The sequence below is a fragment of the Halomonas sp. HK25 genome, assembly GCF_047795635.1.
In the GTDB taxonomy this organism is placed as follows: domain Bacteria; phylum Pseudomonadota; class Gammaproteobacteria; order Pseudomonadales; family Halomonadaceae; genus Halomonas.
Map to the genome: position 1 here is coordinate 833,041 of NZ_CP181044.1, position 22,626 is coordinate 855,666.

The 22,626-nt window shown below is 68.9% G+C and carries 21 protein-coding genes; 11 read left to right on the forward strand and 10 right to left on the reverse strand.

Features of this window, described 5'->3' with window-relative positions:
• Position 1 precedes the first annotated feature (1 nt).
• From ACM26W_RS04115 to ACM26W_RS04145, 7 genes are read right to left on the reverse strand one after another with little or no spacing between them, the layout of a single operon-like run.
• Positions 2-835: an FAD/NAD(P)-binding protein gene (locus ACM26W_RS04115; protein WP_416139594.1), complete on the reverse strand. Its 834-nt coding sequence runs from the start codon at positions 833-835 to the stop codon at positions 2-4.
• Positions 832-1,998, reverse strand: coding sequence for a 4Fe-4S dicluster domain-containing protein (locus tag ACM26W_RS04120; RefSeq protein ID WP_416139595.1), 1,167 nt, complete (start codon positions 1,996-1,998; stop codon positions 832-834). Before ACM26W_RS04120 ends, ACM26W_RS04115 begins: the two co-directional genes overlap by 4 nt.
• Before the next feature lie 57 nt (positions 1,999-2,055).
• Positions 2,056-3,081 (reverse strand): hydrogenase expression/formation protein HypE, encoded by a 1,026-nt coding sequence (gene hypE / locus ACM26W_RS04125; protein WP_416139596.1) that lies wholly within the window; start codon positions 3,079-3,081, stop codon positions 2,056-2,058.
• Complete coding sequence (gene hypF, locus ACM26W_RS04130; protein ID WP_416139597.1) at positions 3,082-6,561, reverse strand: carbamoyltransferase HypF; 3,480 nt, start codon at positions 6,559-6,561, stop codon at positions 3,082-3,084.
• Positions 6,558-7,367, reverse strand: coding sequence for a hydrogenase nickel incorporation protein HypB (gene hypB / locus ACM26W_RS04135; protein ID WP_416139598.1), 810 nt, complete (start codon positions 7,365-7,367; stop codon positions 6,558-6,560). Before hypB ends, hypF begins: the two co-directional genes overlap by 4 nt.
• A gap of 10 nt (positions 7,368-7,377) precedes the next feature.
• Entirely contained in the window at positions 7,378-7,737 is a 360-nt protein-coding gene (locus ACM26W_RS04140; RefSeq protein WP_416139599.1) for a hydrogenase maturation nickel metallochaperone HypA, read from the reverse strand.
• Positions 7,730-8,077: a HypC/HybG/HupF family hydrogenase formation chaperone gene (locus ACM26W_RS04145; RefSeq protein WP_416139600.1), complete on the reverse strand. Its 348-nt coding sequence runs from the start codon at positions 8,075-8,077 to the stop codon at positions 7,730-7,732. The genes ACM26W_RS04140 and ACM26W_RS04145 overlap by 8 nt, the downstream gene beginning before the upstream one ends.
• A gap of 228 nt (positions 8,078-8,305) precedes the next feature.
• Here ACM26W_RS04145 and dbpA point away from each other — a divergent pair, with 228 nt between their 5' ends.
• From dbpA to ACM26W_RS04175, 6 genes are all read left to right on the forward strand, one after another.
• Positions 8,306-9,709 (forward strand): ATP-dependent RNA helicase DbpA, encoded by a 1,404-nt coding sequence (dbpA, locus tag ACM26W_RS04150; RefSeq protein ID WP_416139601.1) that lies wholly within the window; start codon positions 8,306-8,308, stop codon positions 9,707-9,709.
• Positions 9,710-9,737: 28 nt separating this feature from the next.
• Positions 9,738-10,640 carry a PA4780 family RIO1-like protein kinase gene (locus ACM26W_RS04155; RefSeq protein WP_416139602.1) on the forward strand — a complete coding sequence of 301 codons (903 nt, stop codon included), beginning with the start codon at positions 9,738-9,740 and terminating at the stop codon, positions 10,638-10,640.
• Positions 10,641-10,751: 111 nt separating this feature from the next.
• Positions 10,752-11,498, forward strand: coding sequence for a creatininase family protein (locus ACM26W_RS04160; RefSeq protein WP_416139603.1), 747 nt, complete (start codon positions 10,752-10,754; stop codon positions 11,496-11,498).
• Positions 11,499-11,717: 219 nt separating this feature from the next.
• Positions 11,718-13,697 carry a putative bifunctional diguanylate cyclase/phosphodiesterase gene (locus tag ACM26W_RS04165; protein WP_416139604.1) on the forward strand — a complete coding sequence of 660 codons (1,980 nt, stop codon included), beginning with the start codon at positions 11,718-11,720 and terminating at the stop codon, positions 13,695-13,697.
• A gap of 107 nt (positions 13,698-13,804) precedes the next feature.
• Positions 13,805-14,044 carry a hypothetical protein gene (locus tag ACM26W_RS04170; RefSeq protein ID WP_416139605.1) on the forward strand — a complete coding sequence of 80 codons (240 nt, stop codon included), beginning with the start codon at positions 13,805-13,807 and terminating at the stop codon, positions 14,042-14,044.
• A gap of 151 nt (positions 14,045-14,195) precedes the next feature.
• Positions 14,196-14,636: a DUF4399 domain-containing protein gene (locus ACM26W_RS04175; protein ID WP_416139606.1), complete on the forward strand. Its 441-nt coding sequence runs from the start codon at positions 14,196-14,198 to the stop codon at positions 14,634-14,636.
• A gap of 88 nt (positions 14,637-14,724) precedes the next feature.
• Here ACM26W_RS04175 and ACM26W_RS04180 read toward each other — a convergent pair whose 3' ends face one another.
• Positions 14,725-15,618 carry a bile acid:sodium symporter family protein gene (locus ACM26W_RS04180; protein ID WP_416139607.1) on the reverse strand — a complete coding sequence of 298 codons (894 nt, stop codon included), beginning with the start codon at positions 15,616-15,618 and terminating at the stop codon, positions 14,725-14,727.
• Between the two features lie 94 nt (positions 15,619-15,712).
• Between ACM26W_RS04180 and menA the strand changes: the two genes are divergently transcribed.
• The 3 genes from menA (at position 15,713) to ACM26W_RS04195 (ending at position 18,305) form a co-directional block, all read left to right on the forward strand.
• Positions 15,713-16,600 carry a 1,4-dihydroxy-2-naphthoate octaprenyltransferase gene (gene menA / locus ACM26W_RS04185; RefSeq protein ID WP_416139608.1) on the forward strand — a complete coding sequence of 296 codons (888 nt, stop codon included), beginning with the start codon at positions 15,713-15,715 and terminating at the stop codon, positions 16,598-16,600.
• Between the two features lie 40 nt (positions 16,601-16,640).
• Positions 16,641-17,477: an alpha/beta hydrolase gene (locus ACM26W_RS04190; RefSeq protein WP_416139609.1), complete on the forward strand. Its 837-nt coding sequence runs from the start codon at positions 16,641-16,643 to the stop codon at positions 17,475-17,477.
• A gap of 276 nt (positions 17,478-17,753) precedes the next feature.
• Positions 17,754-18,305, forward strand: a complete 552-nt coding sequence (locus ACM26W_RS04195) for a hypothetical protein (RefSeq protein WP_416139610.1) — start codon at positions 17,754-17,756, stop codon at positions 18,303-18,305.
• Positions 18,306-18,387: 82 nt separating this feature from the next.
• Here the strand turns inward: ACM26W_RS04195 and ACM26W_RS04200 are convergent, their stop codons facing one another.
• Positions 18,388-19,104: a YebC/PmpR family DNA-binding transcriptional regulator gene (locus tag ACM26W_RS04200; protein WP_416139611.1), complete on the reverse strand. Its 717-nt coding sequence runs from the start codon at positions 19,102-19,104 to the stop codon at positions 18,388-18,390.
• 193 nt (positions 19,105-19,297) lie between these two features.
• Between ACM26W_RS04200 and ACM26W_RS04205 the strand changes: the two genes are divergently transcribed.
• The gene (locus ACM26W_RS04205) at positions 19,298-20,497 is read left to right on the forward strand and encodes a M24 family metallopeptidase (protein ID WP_416139612.1); all 1,200 of its coding nucleotides are present in this window, start codon (positions 19,298-19,300) and stop codon (positions 20,495-20,497) included.
• A gap of 176 nt (positions 20,498-20,673) precedes the next feature.
• Here ACM26W_RS04205 and ACM26W_RS04210 read toward each other — a convergent pair whose 3' ends face one another.
• Positions 20,674-21,582 (reverse strand): FAD-binding oxidoreductase, encoded by a 909-nt coding sequence (locus ACM26W_RS04210; protein ID WP_416139613.1) that lies wholly within the window; start codon positions 21,580-21,582, stop codon positions 20,674-20,676.
• On the opposite strand from ACM26W_RS04210, the gene ACM26W_RS04215 reads away from it, so the two are divergent.
• On the forward strand, positions 21,535-22,545 hold the full coding sequence (locus ACM26W_RS04215) for a cupin domain-containing protein (RefSeq protein WP_416140811.1): 1,011 nt from the start codon (positions 21,535-21,537) through the stop codon (positions 22,543-22,545). The genes ACM26W_RS04210 and ACM26W_RS04215 overlap by 48 nt on opposite strands.
• Positions 22,546-22,626: the final 81 nt, after the last annotated feature.

The window sequence follows — 22,626 nt, forward strand, 5'->3', positions numbered from 1 at the left end:
GTCAGATCCCCCTGTGTGACAGGTAGGGCGCCAGTTCCCGGCAGGTGAAGACCGGGCCGTCGCGGCACACGAACTTGGGCCCCAGCTGGCAGCGGCCGCAGGAGCCGATGGCGCAGTGCATGTTGCGCTCCATGCTCAGCCAGATCCGCTCTTCCGGCACCTCGCGCTGTCGCATCGCCTTGATCACCGCCCGCATCATGCCCTCCGGCCCGCAGATGAAGACCGAGCAGCGCGCCGGGTCGAAGCCGATCCGGTCGAAGAACTGGGTTACCGGGCCGGTGTGCCAGGGCCATAGCGTGTCGCCGGTGTCGGCGGTCAGGTAGACCTCGACATCCGGGTGCTGGCGCCAGGCGTCGTAACGTTCTCGCCAGATCAGGTCGTGGGAGTGCTTGACCCCCTGGATGATGTGCAGGCGGCCGTAGCGCCCCCGCCGTTGCAGCACGTACTCGATCAGCGAGACCGAGGGGGCGCAGCCCAGCCCGCCGGTGACGATCACCAGATCGGTGCCCTCGGCCTCCTCCGTCGGCCAGCCGCGACCGTAGGGGCCGCGCAGGCCGAGCCGGTCGCCGACCTGCAGCAGGCCGAGGTTGCGGGTAATTGATCCGACCTTGCGGATGGTGTGGTCGATCATCGTCCGCTCGTCGGGGTCGGAGACGATCGAGATCGGCACCTCGCCCATGCCCGGCAGGCAGAGCATGTTGAACTGGCCCATCGCGAAGCGGTAGGCGGCCTGCACCTCGGGGTCGGTGAAGCGCAGCTGCAGGCTGAACATGTCCGGGGTCTCGTCCTTGCGGCCGACCACCTCGGCTTCAAAGGGTACCAGCGGGCTCGTCATGGCTGGTCCTCCCCATCGGGGGCCTGAGAGGGCGCGGCGTCGGGCGCCTTGGCCGGCGCGGCGTCGGGCGCTATAGACAGCGAGGCCAGCTCCTCGGTCACGTCGATGCCCACCGGGCACCAGGCGATGCAGCGGCCGCAGCCCACACAGCCGCTGCGGCCGTACTGCTCCACCCAGGTGCCGAACTTGTGGGTCAGCCACTGGCGGTAGCGCTGGGGCCGCTCGGCGCGGATGACGCTGCCATGGATGTAGCTGTGGTCGGGGTCGAAGCAGCTGCCCCACTGCCGGTCGTGGGTGGCGGTCGCGCCATCCAGCGAGAGCTCGTCGACGTGGGTCTGGCAGAAGCAGGTAGGGCAGACCGCGGTGCAGTTGCCGCAGGTTAGGCAGCGGTCGTTGAGGCTCTGCCAGTGCGGATGGTCGACGGCCGCCTGCAGCATCTCCGGCAGCGAGCCCTCGGGTAGCCCCCGCGTCTGCTGGCGCGCGGCATGGTCGATTCCCGCCTCCACTCGCTCGAGCTGGTCACCGGTCACTGGCGTGGTCTCCAGGGCGTCGAGAATGGTCTGGCCCTGCTGGGTGTGGGCCTCCACCACGAAGCCCTCGTCGAGTTCGGAGAGCGCCAGGTCGAAACCGTGCTGGACCCGCGGGCCGTCCCCGGTAGCGGTACAGAAACAGGTGGCCGCCGAGCGCATGCAGTTGACGGCGACCAGGAAGAGGTTCCGGCGTCGCTCGCGGTAGTGCGGGTCCGGGTGGGGGTCATGCAGGAAATGACGGTCATGGACCGCCAGCGCCGCGAGGTCGCAGGCGCGCACGCCGATGACTGCCGTCGGCTGGGCCTCGGGGGGCTGTTCGCGGAACACCAGGCGGCCGTCTGGCTGTCGCTCGCTCCTCCACAGCGTCTCGCGCGGGGCGAAGGTCAGGGGCTTGATCGCCTGGGGGCCCGTGGCCCAGTCGAAGACGCGTCCGGAATCGGTGCGCTCGAGCCGGTAGTGGCCGGGGGCCTGCTCGTCGGTGATCCCCAGAGGTAGCTGCTCCACCCGCGAGAGGGGCTCGAAGAGGATGGCATGATCGCGCACCCGGGGGCCGATGACCTCATAGCCCGCCTCCACCAGCCGGTCGAGGAGTGACTGGAGGTGCTCCCTTGCCAGAAAGTGCTGTACCTTCATGGTGCCATGTCCCGTTCAAAGGTCGTCAGGTGGCCGGCGCGCCGACGCCGCCGAGCCTCAGCAGATGCGCGGCAGGGGGTCGTCCTCGAGCTCCTGCAGGAGGCGCTCGCCGCCCCACTCGTTGACCAGCAGCAGCCGGTCGTGGTGCGGGTCGAGCGTGCCGATCCGCCGCGCTCCGCGCCCCTGCGGAAGCGACTGCCAGCGGCGCAGGGCCTCGTCGGCCTGGTCCTCGGCCACGATGGCGACTACGCGCCCTTCGCAGGCGATATAGAGGGGGTCATAGCCCAGCATGTCGCAGGCGCTGCGCACGCTGCCGCGGATCGGCAGCCGCGCCTCCTCGAGGGTCACCCCCTGGCCCGTGGAATGGATCACCTCGTGGAGCACGGTTGCCAGGCCGCCGCGGGTCGGGTCGCGCATGAAGCGCAGGCCGGGCATTGTCAGCAGCGCCTGGGTCAGGGGCACCACGCTGGCGCTGTCGGAAGCCAGCGTACCGCTCAGGCCGAACTCCTCGCGGGCCAGCATCACGGCAATGCCATGGTCCCCCACCGGCCCGCTGACCAGCACCGCATCGCCGGGGCGGATGCCATCGGCGCCGAGCGTCAGCCCGCGCGGGCGCATGCCGATCCCGGAGACCCCGAAGTAGAGCCCGCCACAGAGGCCGCGCGGCAGCACCTTGGTATCGCCGGCCACCACCTGGACATCGCAGGCCCGCGCTGCGGCGGCGAGGCTTTCGACGATCCGCTCAAGCTGCTCCAGCGCCAATCCCTCCTCCAGGAAGGCGTTGATGCTCAGGTAGCGCGGCATGGCGCCGGCGACGGCGAGGTCGTTGACGGTGCCGTGCACGGCGAGGCTGCCGATGTCCCCCCCGGCGAAGAACAGCGGCTGCACGGTGACGCCGTCACTGGTGAAGACCAGCTCCTGGTCGTCCGTGGCGGGGGGCAGCACGGCGGCATCGGAGAGCGGGGCCAGCCAGCGGTTGCCCAGGTGGCGGACGAAGACCGATTCGATCAGCTGGCGCATGAGGCGCCCGCCGTTGCCGTGGGCCAGGGTGATGGTGGCCGTGTCCCGAGCAGGCTGTGTCATTCACTCCTCCTCGTGCCGGGCCAGGGTCTCCATGACCTGGCCGACGCTGATGGCGGCGTCGTTGCAGGGCAGCCGCTGGTGCAGCAGCACCCTGAAGCCGTCCTCCTCCAGGGCTGCCACGGCCGCCTCGGTCAGCCGCCGGTTCTGGAACACGCCGCCGGTCAGGCCAAGGGTCGTCACGCCCGAGCTGTCCCGGGCCGCCCCGGCCTGCCAGCGAAGCACCTGGACCAAGGTGGCATGGACGTCCGCGGCGCGTCGGGTCGGGGCAAGACGCGCGTCATGGAGGTGTCGGATCAGCGGGCGCCAATCACAGCGTAGCACCCCGGTCGGGTCGCGATGGTGAGGCAGGTCCAGGGCACAACCGTCGCCGTCGGCGAGGGCTTCCAGCCGCATGGCGGCCTCGGATTCGTGGCTGATCCGGCGAATCGGCAGCAGCAGGGCCGCGGCGGCATCGAAGAGCCGGCCCACGGAGGAGCAGGACGGGGTGTTGATGCGTCGCTCCCAGACCCCCCGCAGCAGCGCCAGCTCGTCGTCGGTCGCGGGAGCCTGCGGCGTCGCGAGGCCGCTCTGCCAGGCCAGGGTGACGGCCAGGCGCCAGGGCTCCCGGATGGCCGCCTCGCCGCCGGGCAGGTCAAAGGGCGCGTAGGAGGCGTGGCGTTGCCAGCGACCGGGTCGGCCGAGCAGGGCCTCGCCGCCCCACAGGGTGCCGTCCGGGCCCAGGCCGGTGCCATCCCAGGTGAACACCAGGGTCGGCTCCCGGAAGCGGCCGTGTTCCCCGCACAGGGCGGCGGCATGGGCGTGGTGGTGGGCGACTTCCAGGCACGCCAGGCCGCTGTCGCGGGCCCAGCGGGTGCCGTGATAGCCGGGGTGGGCATCGTGGAGGACCTGCGTCGGGCGAACGCTATGGAGACTCGACAGGGTCTCGATCTGGCGCGCGAAGGCCCGCTGGGTGCCAAGGTCCGACAGGTCGCCGATATGCGGTGACAGCACCAGCCGTTGCTCCCAGGCGAGGCAGACCGTGGCCTTCTGGTGGGCGCCCACGGCGAGCACGGCCTGCGGCAGGGGCCAGGGCAGCTCGAGCTCCAGGGGGGCGGCGCCTCGCCCGAGGCGCAGGGGGCGCGCCCGGCCGGCGATGGGCCGCCGCACGCCGTCATCGACGCGCTGCAGGATGGGGCGGTCATGATGCAGGAAGGCGTCGGCGACCCGGGCGAGGCGCTGCTCGGCCGTGGCGGGGTCGGTGACGATGGGCTCGCCGGAGAGGTTGGCCGAGGTGGCGACCAGCGGGCGTCCCAGGGCCTCCAGCAACAGGTGGTGCAGGGGCGCATAGGGCAGCAGGGCGCCGACCTCGTCGAGCCCGGGGGCAATCCCCTCCGCCAGGCCATGATCGGCGTGCAGCGGGAGCAGCACCACCGGCCGCTCGTCGGCGAGCAGGGCCTCGGCGGCTGCCGGGTCCAGCCGGGCATGGCGGCGCACGGCGTCCAGGCCATCCTCGCCCTGCCAGGGGACCATCACGGCGAACGGCTTGTGCGGCCGATGCTTGCGCTCGCGAAGGGTCGCCAGCGCCGTCGGGTTGCCGGCATCGGCCATCAGGTGATAGCCGCCGACCCCCTTGACGGCCACGATCCGGCCATCGGCCAGCGCCGCGATGGCGGCCTCGAGGGCCTCCCGCGGGTCCGACAGCGTCCGCTCGCCCGGCACGACGCCCTGTTTGAACTTCAGGCGGGGCCCGCACTGCGGGCAGCCGATCGACTGGGCATGGAAGCGTCGATCGAGAGGGTCCTCGTATTCCCGCCGGCAGGCGGGGCAGAGCGGGAAGGCCTTGAGGCTGGTGCGCGCACGATCGTAGGGCAGCCGTTTGATCACGCTGTAGCGCGGGCCGCACTGGTCGCAGTGGGTGAAGGGGTAGCGGTAGTGGCGGTCCTGCGGGTCGTGCATCTCCGCCAGACAGGCCGGGCAGACCGGGGTATCCAGCGGCAGGTGGACCGGGCCGGTGTGTTCGTCATCATCATCGCTTGGCCGGATCACGAACGAAGGAATCTGCCTCACCGCGATCGTCTCGCGGCGAACGAGGCGCGGGCGCGCCAGCCGCGGGGCATCAATGAGCAGGGCGCGCTCGAATGTCGCCAGCCGGTCGGCGCTCCCCTGGGCCTCGATCACCACCTCGCCGCCATGGTTACGCACCTGGCCGGCGAGTTCCAGCCGGCTGGCCAGGCGCTGGACGAAGGGGCGAAAGCCCACCCCCTGGACGACGCCGGCGAGCCGCCAGCGTCGCGCTTCCAGCACGGGCGTTGGCTCGACCGGGGCCTTCTCTATCGGGGCTGTCTCACTAGGGGCAGCGTCGACCGAGGTGGCGACGATCCGTTGGGTGTGCGGCGCCTGCGACGAGCGGACGACGTGGCTCCACCAGATCCGGCAGGCCCCTTCCTCGGAGACCATGCATGGGCCCACTGGGGTATCCGGGTGGCAGGCGCTGCCATAGAGCCGGCACTCTGGCGGTCGGATCCGCCCCAGCACCACCTCGGCGCAGTCGCAGCCGGGCGGCATCTCGCCGCGGCGGGCATAGGCGGCCTCGAACACCTCGGGAAACTGTCGGCGGGCGTCGCGGTGGGCGAGGGCGTCCGTGCAGGCATAACCCGAGTCGGGAAGCGAGCCGATACCACGCCAGTTGGCGGCGGTGATGTCGAACGTCGCGGCCATCAGTTCGCGGGCCCGGCGGTTGCCGTCGGCGGTGACGCACTGCGGATAGGCGTTGTCCAGCCTGGGGGCCTGGTCGAGTGCCTGTCGGAGCACCGCATGCAGGCCCTCCAGGATCAGGACGGGGGTGAAACCCGCCACGGCGGTGGGCAGCTCGTGTGACTCGGCCACGAAGCGCCACTGCTCGGCGCCCATGATCGTGGCCACATGCCCCGGGGCGATCAGCGCATCGAAGCCGGCCCGGCCATCCTCCAGCAGGTGGGCGATGGCCGGCCAGGTCTGGCGGGCACTGAGCAGCAGCAGCAGGTTGTCCGGCAGGTCCGTTCGCGAGAACAGGGCGGCGAGGGGGGCGGTGGTCGTCTCGAAGCCGGCGGCGAAGAAGACCACTCGGTGGTCTGGATGCCGGCGGGCCAGGGCCAGTACCTCGCCGGGACACGCGACCGGCACCACATGGCCGCCGAGGGCTCGGGCCGCCTGAAGGGAGCGGGGCTCCCGCTTCGGGGCATTGCAGGGCACGCGCACCATGTCGCCGAAGGTGACGACGATGACGTCGTCCTTGAGGCTCAAGGCCACCGCGGCATGGATATCCTCCTCGGGACAGACGCAGACGGGGCAGCCCGGCCCGGGGATCAGTTCCAGGTAGTCGGGCAACACCTTGCGCAGGCCGGCATGGGTGATGGTGCGCTCGTGGCCGCCGCAGACGTTCATGATCCGTAGACGGCCCGACGGGGGCCGGGGCAGGGCGCGTATCCGCGACAGCCAGTCGCCGGGAGTCGGGGTCGTCATGGGTCAGGCGATGCCAGGTGGCCGAGAAAGCAGGGGCGCGTCAGCAGGCTCGAACCGCCTGGCGATGGGGCCGGGCGGAAGTGCAGCCGGCGCCGTTCGGCGAGGCCGGCCTCGAGCCACTCGAGCCAGGCATCGAGCGGGCCCGACTTGCTGCTCAGCGCCATCACCGGGGCGGCACAGGCGAGCCTTCGCATGTGGTCCGACACGGCCTCGACGTCGAAGTCGTCGAGGACCGGCAGCAGGTCGGTCTTGGTGACCAGCACCAGGTCGCTGCCGCGGAACATCACCGGGTACTTGAGCGGTTTGTCGTCACCCTCCGGGGTGGAGAGCAGGGTGACATTGGCATGCTGGCCCAGATCGAAGCTCGCGGGGCAGACCAGGTTGCCGACGTTCTCGATGAACAGGATGTCGAGGTCGTCCAGCGGCAGCGCATGGGCCGCGCGATGCACCATGGAGGCATCCAGGTGGCAGGCGCTGCCGGTGGTGATCTGGACCGCGGGCACGCCCTTGGCGCGGATGCGTCGGGCATCGTTCTCGGTTTCCAGGTCGCCCTCGATCACCGCCAGCCGGTAGCGGCCACCCAGCGCCTCGATGGTGGTTTCCAGCAGGCGGGTCTTGCCGGCGCCGGGCGAGGACATCAGGTTGACGACCAGCAGCCCGGCGCGGTCGAAGCGCTCGCGGTTATTACGCGCGGCCTCGTCGTTGTGGGCCTTCAAGCCCTCGAGCACCTCCACGGTGTGGACGTCATGCTCATTCGAGGCGTGCTGCAGGTGGTCGGGAAGGGCGCAGCCGCAGGTCTGGCACACGATGGAGCTCCTAAGGGATCGGATGGGGGGCGGCGAGGTCGACGCTGACCAGCAGGAGCTCGTCGCCGCCGGTCAGTCGGGTCTGCCAGTGGCCACAGTGGGGGCAGTTCAGGTCATTGACGCAGGCGTCGGCCTCCCGCTGGCAGCGGGGGCAGTGCACCCGGACCGGAGAGGTCGTCATCTCCAGCTGCGCGCCCTCGGCGGGGGTATGGCGGCTAGCCAGCGGAAAGGCCTCGCGCATCAGCTCGGCCTCGACACCGGAGAGCGGCCCGATGCGCACACGGACGCAGCGGATGCATGGCGCGCCATGCTCGGCAGCGACCCGGCTAGCCTGGCGGACCAGCGACCGGCAAAGGCTCAGTTCATGCACGTCCGAGGGCTCCGTCGTCATTCGTGTCGCCGGAGGCATCCATCTCGTCGAGCAGTCGCCAGGTCGCCAGGGCATCGTCGGGTTCCAGCCGCTGCAGGGCGTAACCGACATGCACGATGACGAAGTCGCCCACGGCGAGGGCTTGGTCCTGGACCAGTATCAGGTCGATATCGCGCTCGATGCCGCGGGAGGCCGCTCGCGCCGTGTCGCCGTCGATGCGGGTGATCTGCATGGGTATCGCCAGGCACATGGTCTGTGGTCGGGCTCCCTGGTCAGGTGGCGTGATGGTCGCGGATGGCAGATGACCACCCTGACACTGACTATAGAAGATGGGCGCCATTCAGACATGGCCCTGCCCGTAAGTAAGCGGGGCCGCCGCCCGCGGCGAGGCGGGCAGCGAATGTCGTGGCTGTGACAGCGGGCAGAGTGATGTGCGCCACTTTCTGTTATCCTGCAGGCCTTCCATTTTTCCGCTTCCCCGGCCCATGCCGCCCGGCCTTCGCCGTCGCTCGCTTACGACCCTGGCTCGCCCGCTGTTCCCGGTGGCCGCTTTCTGCAGGATGTTTCCTTGTCTGATACCTCTTCCGATACCGCCTTCGCCGTGCTGCCGCTGGCGCCGGAGCTGCGCGACAACCTGGCCTCTCTGGGCTTCACCGCCATGACGCCGATCCAGGCCGAGAGCCTGCCGCCGATCCTGGCCGGCCGCGACGTGATCGCCCAGGCGAAGACGGGCTCCGGCAAGACCGCCGCCTTCGGCCTGGGGCTGCTCTCGCGGCTTGAACTCTCGAGCTTTCGGGTGCAGGGGCTGGTGCTCTGCCCGACCCGTGAGCTGGCCGACCAGGTGGCCGGCGAGCTGCGCCGGCTGGCGCGCAGCCTGCCCAACGTCAAGGTGCTGACCCTGTGCGGCGGCGCGCCCTTCGGCCCGCAGCTTTCCTCCCTGGAGCACGGTGCGCATATCGTCGTGGGTACCCCGGGCCGAGTGGAGGAGCACCTGCGCAAGGGCTCACTCCGACTGGACGGGCTCCAGACCCTGGTACTGGACGAGGCCGATCGCATGCTCGACATGGGCTTCCAGGCGAGCCTCGAGGCGATCGTCGCCGAGACCCCGGCAAGTCGCCAGACGCTGCTGTTCAGCGCGACTTTCTCCGACGCCGTGCGGCCCGTGGCCGAGGAGTTGATGCGCGATCCGGTGACGGTAAAAGTGGCCGAGACCCACGACGCCACCAGCATCCATGAGCGGGTCTACCGGGTCGCCGACGGCGACGAGGCGCGCCTGGAGGGACTGTGCCGGCTGCTGCTGCACTTGCGTCCGGCGTCCAGTGTGGTGTTCTGCAACACCAAGCGCGAGACCGACGAAGTGGCCCAGGCACTCGAGGCGGCGGGCTTCAGCGCCCTGGCGCTGCACGGTGACCTGGAACAGGCCGACCGCGACCGGTTGCTGGTACTCTTCGCCAACCGCAGCGCCTCGATCCTGGTGGCCACCGACGTGGCGGCCCGCGGGCTCGACATCGCCGAGCTGGATGCGGTGTTCAACTACCACATCGCCCGGGACCTGGAGGTGCACGTGCACCGCGTCGGGCGCACCGGTCGGGCCGGCAGTGCCGGCATCGCCTGCACCCTGGTCGGCGAGGGCGAGGACTTCCGGCTGGCGCGCCTGACCGACTTCCTCGGCGAGCGCCTCGAGGAGGCCGCGCTGCCGCCCCGTGCGGTACTCGGCCAGGCGCCCCTGGTGGCGCCCATGGCGACCCTGCAGATCGGCGCCGGCAAGAAACAGAAGGTGCGTCCCGGCGATATTCTCGGTGCCCTGACCGGCGAGGCGGGCCTGGCCGGCGACCAGGTGGGCAGGATCAAGGTGCTGGCCAACAGCGCCTATGTGGCCGTGCAGCGCGAGGTGGCCCCCCAGGCCCTGGAGCAGCTGGCCAACGGTAGAATCAAGGGGCGCAGCTTCCGCGCCCGGCGCGTCAGTCATTGAGGCGCATCGGCGAACCCCAGGGGGACAGATGAAGATACCCAAGCGACTGCAGCCGCTGGTGGATGATGGCCTGATCGAGGCCGTCGAGAGCCAGCTGATGAGCGGCAAGGAGGCCCAGGTCTATGTGGTGCGCTCCCACGGGGAGCGACGCTGCGCCAAGATCTTCAAGGAGGCCAAGCAACGCAGCTTCAAGCAGGCCGTGCAGTATCAGGAGGGCCGCCGCGAGCGCAACAGCCGCCGCTCCCGGGCCATGGCCAAGAAGACCCGCTACGGCCAGAAGGAGCAGGAGCAGGCCTGGCTCAACGCCGAGGTCGATGCCCTCTACCGGCTGGCCGCGGCGGACGTGCGGGTACCCAAGCCCTACGGCTTCATCGACGGGGTGCTGCTGATGGAGATGATCAGCGACGCCGAGGGCCTCACCGCCCCGCGCCTGGACGAGGTGACCCTGAGCGCCGAGCAGGCCCGCGAGTACTACGCCAAGATCATCCGTGACGTGGTCAAGATGCTGTGCGCCGGCCTGGTGCACGGGGATCTCTCCGAGTTCAACGTGCTGCTGGCCGCCGATGGCCCGGTGATCATCGACCTGCCCCAGGCGGTGGACGCCGCGGGTAACAACAGCGCAGAGTGGATGTTCGAGCGCGACGTGGACAACATGCGCCGTTACTTCGGCCGCTTCGCCCCAGAACTGCTGGTCACCGACTATGGCAAGGAGATCTGGGCGCTTTATGAGGCGGGCGAGCTGCACCCGGAGAGCGAGCTCACCGGCTGCTTTGTCCACGATACCGCAACGGTGGATGTCGACGACCTGATGACGGTGATCGATGACGTGCGCGACGAGGAAGCCTACCGCCAGGCGGCCCGCAATCGCGGCGACGAGCCCGGGGTCGAGGAGGCCGCCGAGGAGTGGCAGGAGTCCCAGAAGGGGCGCTGAGTTCGGCGGCGTCGAAGTGACAGCGTGGCAAGTCGGTGTCGTGGCAGCAGGGCAGGGCCCCGGGGGATCTGCCATCATGGGGTCATTCATCACGGCACGAGGATCGAATCGATGCGACTACAGCACGCCACCTGGCAGGAGGTGGAGGCCTACCTGGAGCGCTCGACGGGGATCATCGTGCCCATCGGCTCTACCGAGCAGCACGGCCCCAACGGCCCGATGGGCACCGATGCCCTGTGCCCCGAGGCGATCGCCTGGGCGCTGGGCGAGCGCCACGGGGTGCTGGTCGGCCCGACCCAGGCGATCGGCATGGCGCAGCACCACCTGGCCTTCCCCGGCAGCCTCACCCTGCGTCCCAGCACCCTGGTCGCGGTGCTGCGCGACACCATCGAGTCGCTGGCCCACCATGGCTTCACCCACGTCTTCTTCCTCAACGGCCACGGCGGCAACGTGGCTACCGTGAACGCGGCCTTCGCCGAGGTGCTCAGCGAGCGCAGCCTGCGGTCCCGTCCGGTCGGCGAGCTCCACCTGGAACTGTTCAACTGGTTCGCCGGCCGACGCGGTCGCGAGCTGGCGGCGTCGCTCTACGGCGAGGCCGAGGGCAGCCACGCCACCGCCTCCGAGGTATCGCTGGCCTGGCACGCCGCCCCCCAGGCGGTGAAGGAGGTGGCCATGTCGCCGCGCCTGGCCCCCACCGGCAGCGCCCAGTGCGATGCCCACACCTTCCGCCAGCGCTTTCCCGATGGGCGCATGGGCTCCGACCCCTCCCTGGCCAGCATCGAGCACGGCGCGCGCTTCCTGGAGGCGGGCGTCGAGGACGCCTGGGAGGCCTATCGTGCCTTTACCGGTCAGTCCTGAGGCTGTTGGGCCCAGGAGCTGCCCGGGGAGTCCGGTACGGCCGGGCGGAAAGTCTCAAATGCGACATGTTCTCGACTATGCTTTGACTGCCGGGGAGAGGCATGTTATCAACGAGAGTTCCGATGATCCCCGTATGCCTTGATGGTATTGTCCTTATATAACAATAGGGTAGAGGTGCCGTTCGGGTGATGACCATCATTCGCTGTCGAAGGGCATCCCATGCAAGCTGTCGCTCAGTGCCAGACCCACGACCATCTTGTCCAGTTCTACGAAGATGAGTCATTCCTCGCGGAGGTGGTGGCCGACTATCTCCTGGCCGGTGCGGAGGTCGGCGAACGTCTGCTAGTGTTGTTGACCCGGCCCCACCTGGAAGAGGTATTCCAGCACCTGGAGGCAGGCGGCCTGGACACCCAGGCCGCCATGGCGAGCGGACAACTGGTGGCGCACGATGCCGAGAGCGTGCTTGCGGCGATCATGCGCGATGGCCAGCCGGTCGAGGCGCTGTTCGAGAGGCACCTCCTCGCCCCCATCGAAGCGGTGCAACCGCTGCCCACCCGGGCCTTCGGCGAACTGGTCAATCTGCTGTGTGCCGAGGGCAATGCCGAGGCGGCGGTTTTCCTGGAGGTCCTCTGGCATGCCGCCTGCCACCGCTTGCCACTGACCCTGCTTTGCGGCTATGCCTTGCAGCATTTCGACCGGCCTGCCGACCAGGCCGCCTTCGATGCCATCTGCGATCATCACTCCCATGTGCTGCCCGCCGAGCCATACAGCCGCCTGATGTCGCGGCATCAGTTGCGCGAGGTCTCCCGGCTGCAGCAGCAGGCCCTGGTGCTGCGTCGTGAGACGGCCTCGCGGGAGCAGGCGGAGCAGACCCTGAAGGCGATGCGGCAACTGCATGGGCAGATGCTGATGGAGCTGGCCGATCATGCTCTCCATGATGACCTGACCGGCCTGATGAGTCGTCAGCATGCCCAGCAGCGGCTGGCCAAGCTGATCGCCGAACCGTCCGAGCGGGTGGGCAGGGTCGCCGTGCTTCATATCGATATCGATCAGCTCAAGGCGATCAATGAGTCGCTGGGTCTGGAAATGGGCGATTACTACCTTCACCAGACCGCCCAGCGCATCAAGTATTGCCTGGGCAGTCGCGAGATCGTCGGTCGTCTCGGCAGCGACGAGATGCTGGCCATCCTGTCCGGCTTCGAGCAGACCGACGAGGTGCTGTCGGTCGTCGAGCGCCTGCTCGACTGGACCAGCCAGCCCGTGGAGATGGCCGGTCAACGGGTCGTGGCGAGCTGCTGCATCGGCATCAGCCTGTTTCCCGAGCACGGTCGCACGGTCGCCGAACTGATGCGCCACGCGACTCTCGCCCGGCGTCAAGCCCAGCAGCTCGGTCGCCGTCGTTACCAGCTGTTCGTATCCAAGCTGCTGGTCGATGGTAACCATCGGCTGCCTCATCGGGCCGCCCTGCGTGATGCGATGGCGAGTGCGGAGCTGGCGCTCTACTATTGCCCCCTGATCTGTGCCCGGAGCGGCCAGGTCGTGGCGGTATCGGCTCAGCCTCGCTGGCATTCGACGCGATTCGGCATACTGGAACCCTCGCACTGGATATCGGCCGCCGAGGAGGCCGGTGAGGTCACGGCGATCGAACAGTGGGTGCTGGGGAGGGCATGCCGTTATGCCAAGACCTGGCTCGAGGCCGGTCTTGGCCTGAGGATGGTGGTGCAGGTATCGCCCGCCGGGTTGCAGAGTGAGGAGCTCGTCGACCGGGTCGACGAGGCCTTGGCACGCAACGGTTTGCCGGGCGAGATGCTCGAGCTCGAGGTGAGCGAAAGTGGCCTGATGCATGCGCCTGGATGTGCCGCGGCCATACTCGGCCGTCTCAAGGGCATGGGCGTGACGCTGACGGTGGGTGATTTCGGCGGTGATCCCTCGATGCTCGGCCACTTGAATCGCTTCCCGGTCGATACCATCAAGCTCCACGAGTCGTTGACGGCAGGTTGCCTCGACAATGCTGATTACTCGGCCATCATCTACTCGGTGATTGCCATGGCACACCGGTTGGGACTCAAGGTCAGCGCTGCCGGTGTCGCGACCCGGGCGCAGGCTGATTGCCTGCGCGATCAGGGCTGCGACATGCTGGAGGGCAGCCTCTGGTCGCGCATGGAGCATCGGGATACCGCTCAGGGTGGCGAGGCGTAGCTCGCGCCGCCTTCACCGGCCGGGCGTAAGGCCGGCGGCGACCGAAGGGTTTCTGCTATCGTGGCCTGCCGACTCTCCATCTTTCGACATCGCCAAGGAGTCAACCCATGAACCCGAGCCACAAGGCCTGGATCCAGGGGCACCTGGAAGAGATCTTCACTGCGATACTCGCCGCCTTCTTTACCGCGCTGATGTTCCGCGTGGGGCTGGGCATGCTCTTCTCGATCATCTGTGGCCTGGCGATTGCCTACCTGATCCGCCTGGTGGCGGTGCCCAGGGCCGCGCAGGCACTCAAGCGCCGCCTGCCCTGGCTGGATGAGTCGCGGGATGCCACGGCGCCCCGCTGAGCCCGCCTCGTCTCCCCCCCCTTTCCCGCTGTCTGGACTAGGCTTGTCCAGGCGGGCTCATGACCGGCCCATGGTGCCAACCGGCGGCGGAGGCCGCCCTGCATGCCATCGCAGGATGGCGAAGGAGAGAACAATGGCGAAGGAGAGAACAATGAACAAGCGGATCTGTGCCCTGGCGCTGGGGCTTGCCGGCAGCGCGCTGCTCGTGGCTCCGGCCATGGCGGAACTGGAGCGCAACTCGGCGGCAGAGGGCGCCGAGGTCTACTTCATCTCGCCGGAGGATGGGGAGACCCTGTCCGGCCCGGTGACCGTGCGCATGGGGCTCACGGGCATGGGGGTGGCGCCGGCGGGTGCCGACTTCCCGGATACCGGCCACCACCACCTGCTGGTGAACATGCCGCTGGAGGACGTGGATCTGGGTGCACCGCTGCCCTTCACCGACCACACCCGCCACTTCGGCGGCGGCCAGACCGAGGGCAGCCTGGAGCTTGAACCGGGCGAGTACAGCCTGCAGCTGCTGTTCATGGACTACCGCCACGTCAGCTTCGACCCGCCGCTGGTCTCCGACGTCATCACCATCACGGTGGAATAGCGCGAGCGGCCAGAGCGGCGTACTCGACCCCGGCCTCGGCGCTGGACTCTGCGGGGGCGTCGCGAGCTACAGTAGGGGCAGGGTGACGTCAGCGGCTGCGAACGGCGCCTGTGGCGGGGTGACGGTCGCGCCACAGGCAGGCGAACATCCACAGGAACACCGGCACGTTCATCAGCAGGCCGTAGAGCAGCGGCACCAGGCCGATGGCTGGCTGCTGCAGGAGCACGAAGGCCACCATCATCGCCACGCCGGCGTTCTGCACGCCCACCTCCACGGTGATGGCGCGCACGCTGTCGTGGGGCAGGCGCAGCCGGCGGGCCAAGCCGTGCCCGAGCAGCATGCTCAGCAGGCAGAGCAGTAGCACAGCGAGGGTCTCGAGGCTGACCAGGGCCGGCAGCCGTGCGGCATGGCTGGCGAAGAGCGCCACGACCACCGAGATCATTGCCACCCCCGTGAACACCTTCACCCCGGGCAGTGCCACCTCGAGCCAGCGCGGCGGCAGGGCCCGACGCAGCAGCATGCCGGCCAGCACCGGCAGCAGGGTGACCATCAGCAGCTGGCCGGCGGTGTGCCAGTAGGGCAGCGAGAGGCCGCCGGAGGTGAGGCCCAGCAGTTCGAGGTTCCAGCCCATGACCAGCGGCAGGGTGAAGGGAGCCAGCACGGCGGCGATGGCGGTCAGGGTGACCGACAGGGCCAGGTCGCCCTGCACCAGGTAGCTGAACATGTTGGAGGTGGCCCCGCCCGGCACCAGGGCCACCAGCAGCAGGCCGGCTGCCGCCAGCGGCGGCAGGGACAGCATCAGCACCAGTGCCCAGGCCAGTAGCGGCAGGGCCAGCATCTGCAGGCCGGTGCCGAGCAGCACCCGGCGAGGGTGGAGCCAGGTGCGGGCGAAGTCGGCCCCGGTCAGGCTGAGGCCCATGGCCATCATCACGCTGGCCAGCACCCAGGGCAGGGCCACCTGGGACAACCAGGCCGCAGACATCCTTTCTCCTTGCAGGAACATGGGATACTCCACAGAGTATGCCCCATGTCATGCGTTACGGCGAAGGGCGGTAGCGCTCTCAGGGAGGAGGACAATGACCACGGTGGCGAGCCACAAGGTGACCATCTGGGTGCAGACGCTGCGCCCGCGAACGCTGCCGGCGGCAGTGGGACCGGTACTGCTGGGCCAGGCGCTGGTGGAGCCGGGCCACTTCGCCTGGCCGACCGCGCTGCTCTGCCTGTTCTGCGCGCTGGCGCTGCAGCTGGCGGTGAACCTGGCCAACGACCTCTTCGATGGCCTCTCCGGCGTGGACCAGCCCGACCGGCTGGGACCCACCCGTGCCCTGCAGGCGGGCTGGCTCAGCGCCAATGAGCTGCGCGCGGGTCTCACCGTGACCCTGAGCGTTGCCGTGGCCACGGGGCTCTGGCTGGTGCTGTTCGGCCACTGGCTGCTGTGGGTGCTGGGGGGCCTGGCGCTGCTCGGCGTGCTCGGCTACAGCGGCGGGCGGCGGCCCTACGCCAACCGGGGACTGGGGGAGCCCGCAGTGTGGCTCTTCTTCGGCCCGGTGGCGGTGCTGGGTTCACTGCTGGCCCAGCACAGCCCGATCACGCCCCAGGCGGTGGCGGCGGGGATCCTGGTGGGCATGCCGGTGGCCGCCATCCTGGTGGTCAACAACCAGCGCGACCGCCACACCGATGCCCGGGCCGGCAAGATCACCCTGGCGGTGAGGATGGGGCCGTGGGTGACCCGCCGGCTGTTCACTATCCTGACGGTAGGGCCGCTGGCGGCCACGCTGCCGCTGGGGCTACCGACCTGGGCCTGGGGCGCCTGGGGGATCACCGGTCTGGCGGCGCTGGGTCTGGTGCGTGAGATGCACCGCCGCGATGGGGCGGCGCTCAATGGGCTGCTGGGCCTGACGGCGCTCTACTCGCTGGCCGTGGCCCTGTGGCTCGGGCTGCGCCTGGTGGTGGCGAACACATGAGCGCCCGGTGGCCCGAGAACCGGGCCGGAAGGAGGTAACGATGCTGCTGCGTTGGCTGGTGGTGGGCGCGCTGGTCTACCTGCTGGTAGTGGCGCTGGCCTGGGCCTTCCAGGAGCGGCTGCTCTACCTGCCGCACATGGGGCGCGAGCATATCGGCACCCCGGCTGATCGCGGCCTGGTCTGGGAGCCGGTGACCCTGGAGACCGAGGACGGCCTGGCCCTGGATGCCTGGTGGCTGCCCCACGAGCAGCCCCGCGCCAGCCTGCTCTTCCTGCACGGCAATGCCGGCAATATCTCCCACCGCCTCGACTCCCTCGTCCAGTTCCACCGTCTGGGGCTCTCGGTGCTGATCCTCGACTACCGTGGCTATGGCCGCAGCGAGGGGCGCCCCTCCGAGGCGGGGCTGGCGCTGGACGCCCAGGCCGGCTGGCACTGGCTGCAGGAGGAGGCCGGCCAGGCGCCGGGTCAGGTGGTGCTGTTCGGGCGCTCCCTGGGGGCCGCCGTGGCGGTCGAGCTGGCCGAGGCCCGGGAGGCGGAGGGTGAGCGACCAGCGGCGGTGATTCTGGAGTCGCCCTTCCGCTCGGTCCCGGAACTGGCCCAGCGCGTCTACCCCTTCCTTCCCGCGCGCTGGCTGGCGCGCTTCTCCCATGACACCGAGACGCATGTCAGGGGCATCGCCGCACCGCTGCTGGTGATCCACAGCCGCGACGACGAGATCATCCCCTTCGCCGAGGGCGAGGCCGTGTACCGGGCGGCCCGGGAACCCAAGACGCTGCTCGAGATCCGCGGTGGCCACAACACGGGCTTCCTGGACAGCGAACCGGACTACTCGGCGGGGATCGATGCCTTCCTGAGCGAAGAGGCGGGGCTGCGGTGAACCGGATGGACTGACTCAAGGCCTGGTATTGCCCATCCTCCGGTGCACCGTGCCTCTCATGCTCATGCCTGATTTTTCCCCATGAACCAGGCAGGGTTCATCGCTTTCCCTGGAAGCGTCGGCGGTATGGGGCTGTACTGAGGTTGCCTGCCCAGCGGGTTGGTCAGGCAGGCATCCTGAGGATCGAGGAGAGCTTGTCAGGTTTCGCCGCAGTGATGCCGAACCGGTTCGAAAGGACTCGTGGACAGGTACTCCTCCAACGAGAAGGGGAAGGCGGTGAACGCATATAGAGGTATGGAAGGACGGGGGGGCACCGGTGCCCTGGCTATTCTGCTGCTGAGCTTGGTCGGTTCCGGTATTGCGCTGGCCGAGACGGACCTCAAGGCAGATGCCCTGAGTGCTGCCTGGCCGGGCATGCGGGAAGGGGCACAGGTGGTCGACTGGGAGGGCAATGTCCTGCAGGAGGGCTCCAACGGTTTCACCTGCATGCCGACACCGACGATGCTATCGGGCACCGCGCCGATGTGTCTCGACGAGGCATGGATGGAGTGGGCGCACGCATGGCAGAACAAGGAACCGTTCACCGCCGAGTCGATCGGCGTGGCGTACATGCTGTCGGGTGATGAGGGCGCCAGCAATATCGATCCCTATGCCGAAGGGCCCACCGACGACAACGAGTGGGTCAAGGAGGGACCGCACCTCATGCTGATTGCCCCGGCGGAGCTGCTTGAGAACTTCCCCACCGATCCGCAAAACGGCGGCCCTTATGTGATGTGGAAGGGGACGGACTACCAGCACCTGATGATTCCCGTGGCCGACCGGGAATAGACCTGGTCAGGCGCACCCGCGGCCTCGAATACCCTTCCCGGCGCTCTATCGCAGGCCGCCGGAAAGGCGAGCGGTTGTCGACTCAGAACTCGGCGTTGTGGAAGACGTTCTGCACGTCGTCCAGTTCGTCGAGCATATCGAGAAACTTCTCGAACATCGCCACGTCGTCGCCCTCGACCGGCGTGGTGGTCTGGGGCACGAACTGGATCTCGTCCACCTCGAAGTCGAGCTCGCCGAGGACGTCGAGCAGCGCCTGCTTGGCCTTGGCGTACTCGGTATGCGGGGCGAAGACGGTGATCCGGCCCGCTTCGTTCTCGATATCGGTGACGTCGATATCGGCCTCCATCAGCGCCTCCAGGACGGCCTCCTCGTCGTCGCCCTGAAAGGCAAGAATGGCGCAGTGGTCGAACATGTGGCTGACGCTGCCCGGCGTGCCGATCTTGCTCTTGGTCTTGGTGAAGCAGCCGCGTACGTCACCGAAGGTGCGGTTGGGGTTGTCGGTCAGGCAGTCGACGATGACCATCACGTTGCCCGGCCCGAAGCCCTCGTAGCGGGCCGCGGAGAAGTCCTCGCCGCCCACGCCGCTGGCCTTGTCCAGCGCCTTGTCGATGACGTGAGAGGGCACCTGGTCCTTCTTGGCGCGCTCGATCAGGCCGCGCAGGCTCAGGTTGCCGGCGGGGTCGGTGCCGCCCTGCTTGGCGACCACGTAGATCTCACGGCCGTACTTGCTGTAGACCTTGGTCTTGGCGTCGGCCGTCTTGGCCATGGATTCCTTGCGGTTCTGGAAGGCCCTACCCATATCGATGTCCTGTGGCGTTCAACATATGGCGGGATTCTACGAAACCGGGCCGGAGGCGAACAGGGATATTTTCGCTCCCTGCCCGCGGCCTGCGACGGGCCGGGGCTACACTGCCGGTAGCCCCGAACCGCCGCGTTCGGCCCCTGGCGCGAACGTCCTTCCCGCTCAGCGCCCCACCGCCCGGAGAGTGCCCATGGATCATCACGCCTACCGCCATGCCCTGGCCGAACACCTAGAGGGAGCCGAGCTGCCCTTTGCCCACGAGGAGTTCGCGGCTCGCCTCGCCCGGGTGCGCGCCGCGATGTGTAACGCAGGCCTCGAGGCACTACTGCTGACAGATCCCTCCGACATCTACTACCTGACCGGATACCACACCTTCGAGGTCTCGGTGCATACGGCCCTGGTGGTTTCGGCCGACCGGCGGGTGCTGCAGGTGCCCTCCATCGAGACCGGGCCGGCGGTGGTCACCGCTGCAGTGGACGAAATCCTGGGCTATCGCTGGGAGGGGATTGACGAGGTGATCGCCCCGCTGGCGGAGACGCTCTCGCCTTTCCAGAGCATCGGCCTTGATCTGTTCGGGGCAGGGCTGCGCTTTGGGGTGATCCGCGAGCTGCAGGCGCGGCTAGGCGCCGATCACTTCCGCGACGACGGCGGGGCGCTGCTCGACGCCATCCGCATCGTCAAGACGCCAGCGGAGCTCGACTGCCTGCACGAGAGTGCGCGGATCACCTCGGCCGGCCTCGCCGCCGCCGAGGCGATCATCGTCCCCGGCGTCACCGACAACGAGGTCGCCGCCGAGGGCGCCCGTGCCATGCTGGCGGCTGGCAGCGAGTTCATGAGCCTGCAGCCCATCGTCACCAGCGGGCGACGTATCAGCATCATTCACGTCAATCACAAGCGCCGGGTCATCGGCCGCGACGAGCCGGTCTTCCTGGAGTTCGGCTCGGCCTTCCAGCGCTATACCGCACCCATGATGCGTACCGCCGTGGCCGGCCGGGCCAGCCGCGAGATGCAGGCGGTCCGCGACCTCTGCCGCGACCTCTATGAGGCGCTGCGCACCGAGATGCGCCCCGGCAACTCGTTCGATGACGCCGCCCGGGCCGCCGAGGCGGTGCTCGCTCCCCAGGCCGACCGGCTGTTCTTCTCGGGAGTGTTCGGCTATGCGGTGGGGGCTCAGTTCCCGCCGAGCTGGGTCGAGGGAAGCGGCTATATTGCTCGCGGCCAGGAGCGCGAATTTTCGGCCGACATGGTCTTCCACCTGCCACTCTGCCTGCGACTGCCGGGGCAGTGGGGCATCGGCCTGAGCGATACCGTGCGGGTCACCCCGAACGGTGGGGAGGCGCTCACCGACAACGATTGGCGGCTGCATGAGCGGGAGAGCGGGGAAGCCTGACCCGCGTCGGCAGGGAGACCAAACAGGGTTTCATCTCTGGGCCGTGATCGGCTCGCAGGTGAAGGGCAACGGCTCGAGCTGCGCGATGGGCAGGAGGAGGTCGTGGCTCGTTTTTGAGGCGCTCCAACTCTCGAATTGACCGAGCCCGCCGCCCAGTGGGGGCGGGCCCGGTGTCATCATGCCGTCCTGGCCAGCGCCGCGGGGGCGATGTTCTGGTTCATGCGGAACAGGTTGTCGGGATCGAACCGCAGCTTGAGCTGCTGGAGCCTGGCGTAGTTCTGGGCATAGGCGCTGTCGACGCGGCTCTCCTCGTCCTCGGTCAGGAAGTTGACGTAGCCGCCGCCGGTGGCGAACGGCGCGGTGTCGCGGAAGACCCCGCGGGCCCAGTCGCGCACCTTGTCATCATCGGTGGCATCCTGCCAGCGGCCGTGGACGTTCATCACGAAGTTGGCGTCGCGTCCGGCGTAGGCGGTATCCGTCTCCTCGACCTCGCCCATGGCGCCGCCGAGCTGGGCGATGAAGGCCTCGCACTCGGGGCCGGGCAGGGCCGAGGCGCCGCGGATCAACGCATCGATCAGCTCATCACCGATCTCGACGAAGTTATGGGATTTCCAGTAGTTGCGCGCACCGGGGGCCAACAGCGGGTCGAAGGCGGTCTGGAAGCCGGCATAGGGTTGCGTGCCGAGCATGCTGCCGGCGGGTTCGCCGAATTCGAGCACCCTCGCCGCCAGGCGTTCGCCCTCCTCGGGGTCGCCGTTGTGGACCAGCGCGAAGACCACGACTTCCTTGCCATGGATCGAGTCGGGCAGGAAGGGCAGCGGCGGGGCCTGGCGCAGTACCGTCCAGACGCTGAGTTCCCGGGGGGCGCCGGCGGCGAAGTCGCGCCAGGCCTGCAATACCCGTCGCGCCTGGGCGAAGGGGTAGACGACCAGGCCGGCGTAGACCTGGGGCCCCACGGGGTGGAGCCGGAACTCGAAGGAGGTCACCACGCCGAAGTTGCCGCCGCCCCCGCGAATCGCCCAGAACAGCTCGGGCTCCTGGGTGGCCGAGACGACCCGCAGCTTGCCGTCGGCGGTGACTACCACGTCGAGGGCGGTGCCCGTTGGGTGAGCGAGTCACCCCCGGCCGCTGAGATCGCCGAGCTGATCATGCCGGGGGTCGAGCACGTAATGGCCTACCATGTCCTCACCCAGGGTGAATGCTGGGCCTCGGTGATAGGTGAGTCGCCGGTGGCCCTGCGCGAGGGTGACGTGGTGATCTTCCCGAGGGGCGACCCACACGTCATGTCGAGTGAGCCGGGCATGCGAGGCACGGTGGACTTGACTCCTTACGGGTTGCCGCGACCTGAGCAACTGCCGTTCTTCGCCAGCCGGCAGGGCGAGTCCCTGTCGATGTCGCGCCTCGATCGCGAGTGCGAATGGCACGGTGCGACCCTGGTATGCGGCTTCTTCGGCTGCGATGCGAATCCCTTCAACCCGCTGCTCGCCAGCCTGCCTCACCTGCTGCATGTGCGTGCCAGGGCAGGCGGCGATGATGACTGGATCGCTCACTTCATCCGTTTTGCGCTCTCGGAATCGACCGACAAGCGGCCCGGTGGAGAAGCGGTGCTCGAGCGGCTCAGCGAGGCGATGTTCGTCGAACTGATGCGCCGCTATCTCGAGGCGATGCCGGAAGAACAGTCGAACTGGTTCGCTGGACTGCGCGATCGCCATGTAGGCCGTGCACTGGCGCTGCTGCATCAACGCCCGGGTGAGGCGTGGACGATCGACAGGCTCGCCGACCGCATCGGCCTGTCGCGCTCGGCCCTGCACGAGCGCTTCGCGCGCTTCACGGGCCATGCTCCGATGCACTACCTGGCCAGGTGGCGCATGCAGGTGGCCGCCGGGCTGCTGCGCCAATCGAGCGCCTCGGTGGCCTCGGTCGCCCTTGAGGTCGGCTACGAGTCGGAGGCCGCGTTCAGCCGTGCCTTCCGGCGGGAGACCGGCCTGCCCCCGGCCACCTGGCGGCGCGAGCAGACCCGGCTGGCCGAGCGGCAGTCACTATACTGAGGGCACGCAGGACTAGCTCCCCCCTTTCTGTCGCGGCGCCGGTCGGTGCCCGCGATGCGTCATCACCAGGACGATGGCCGA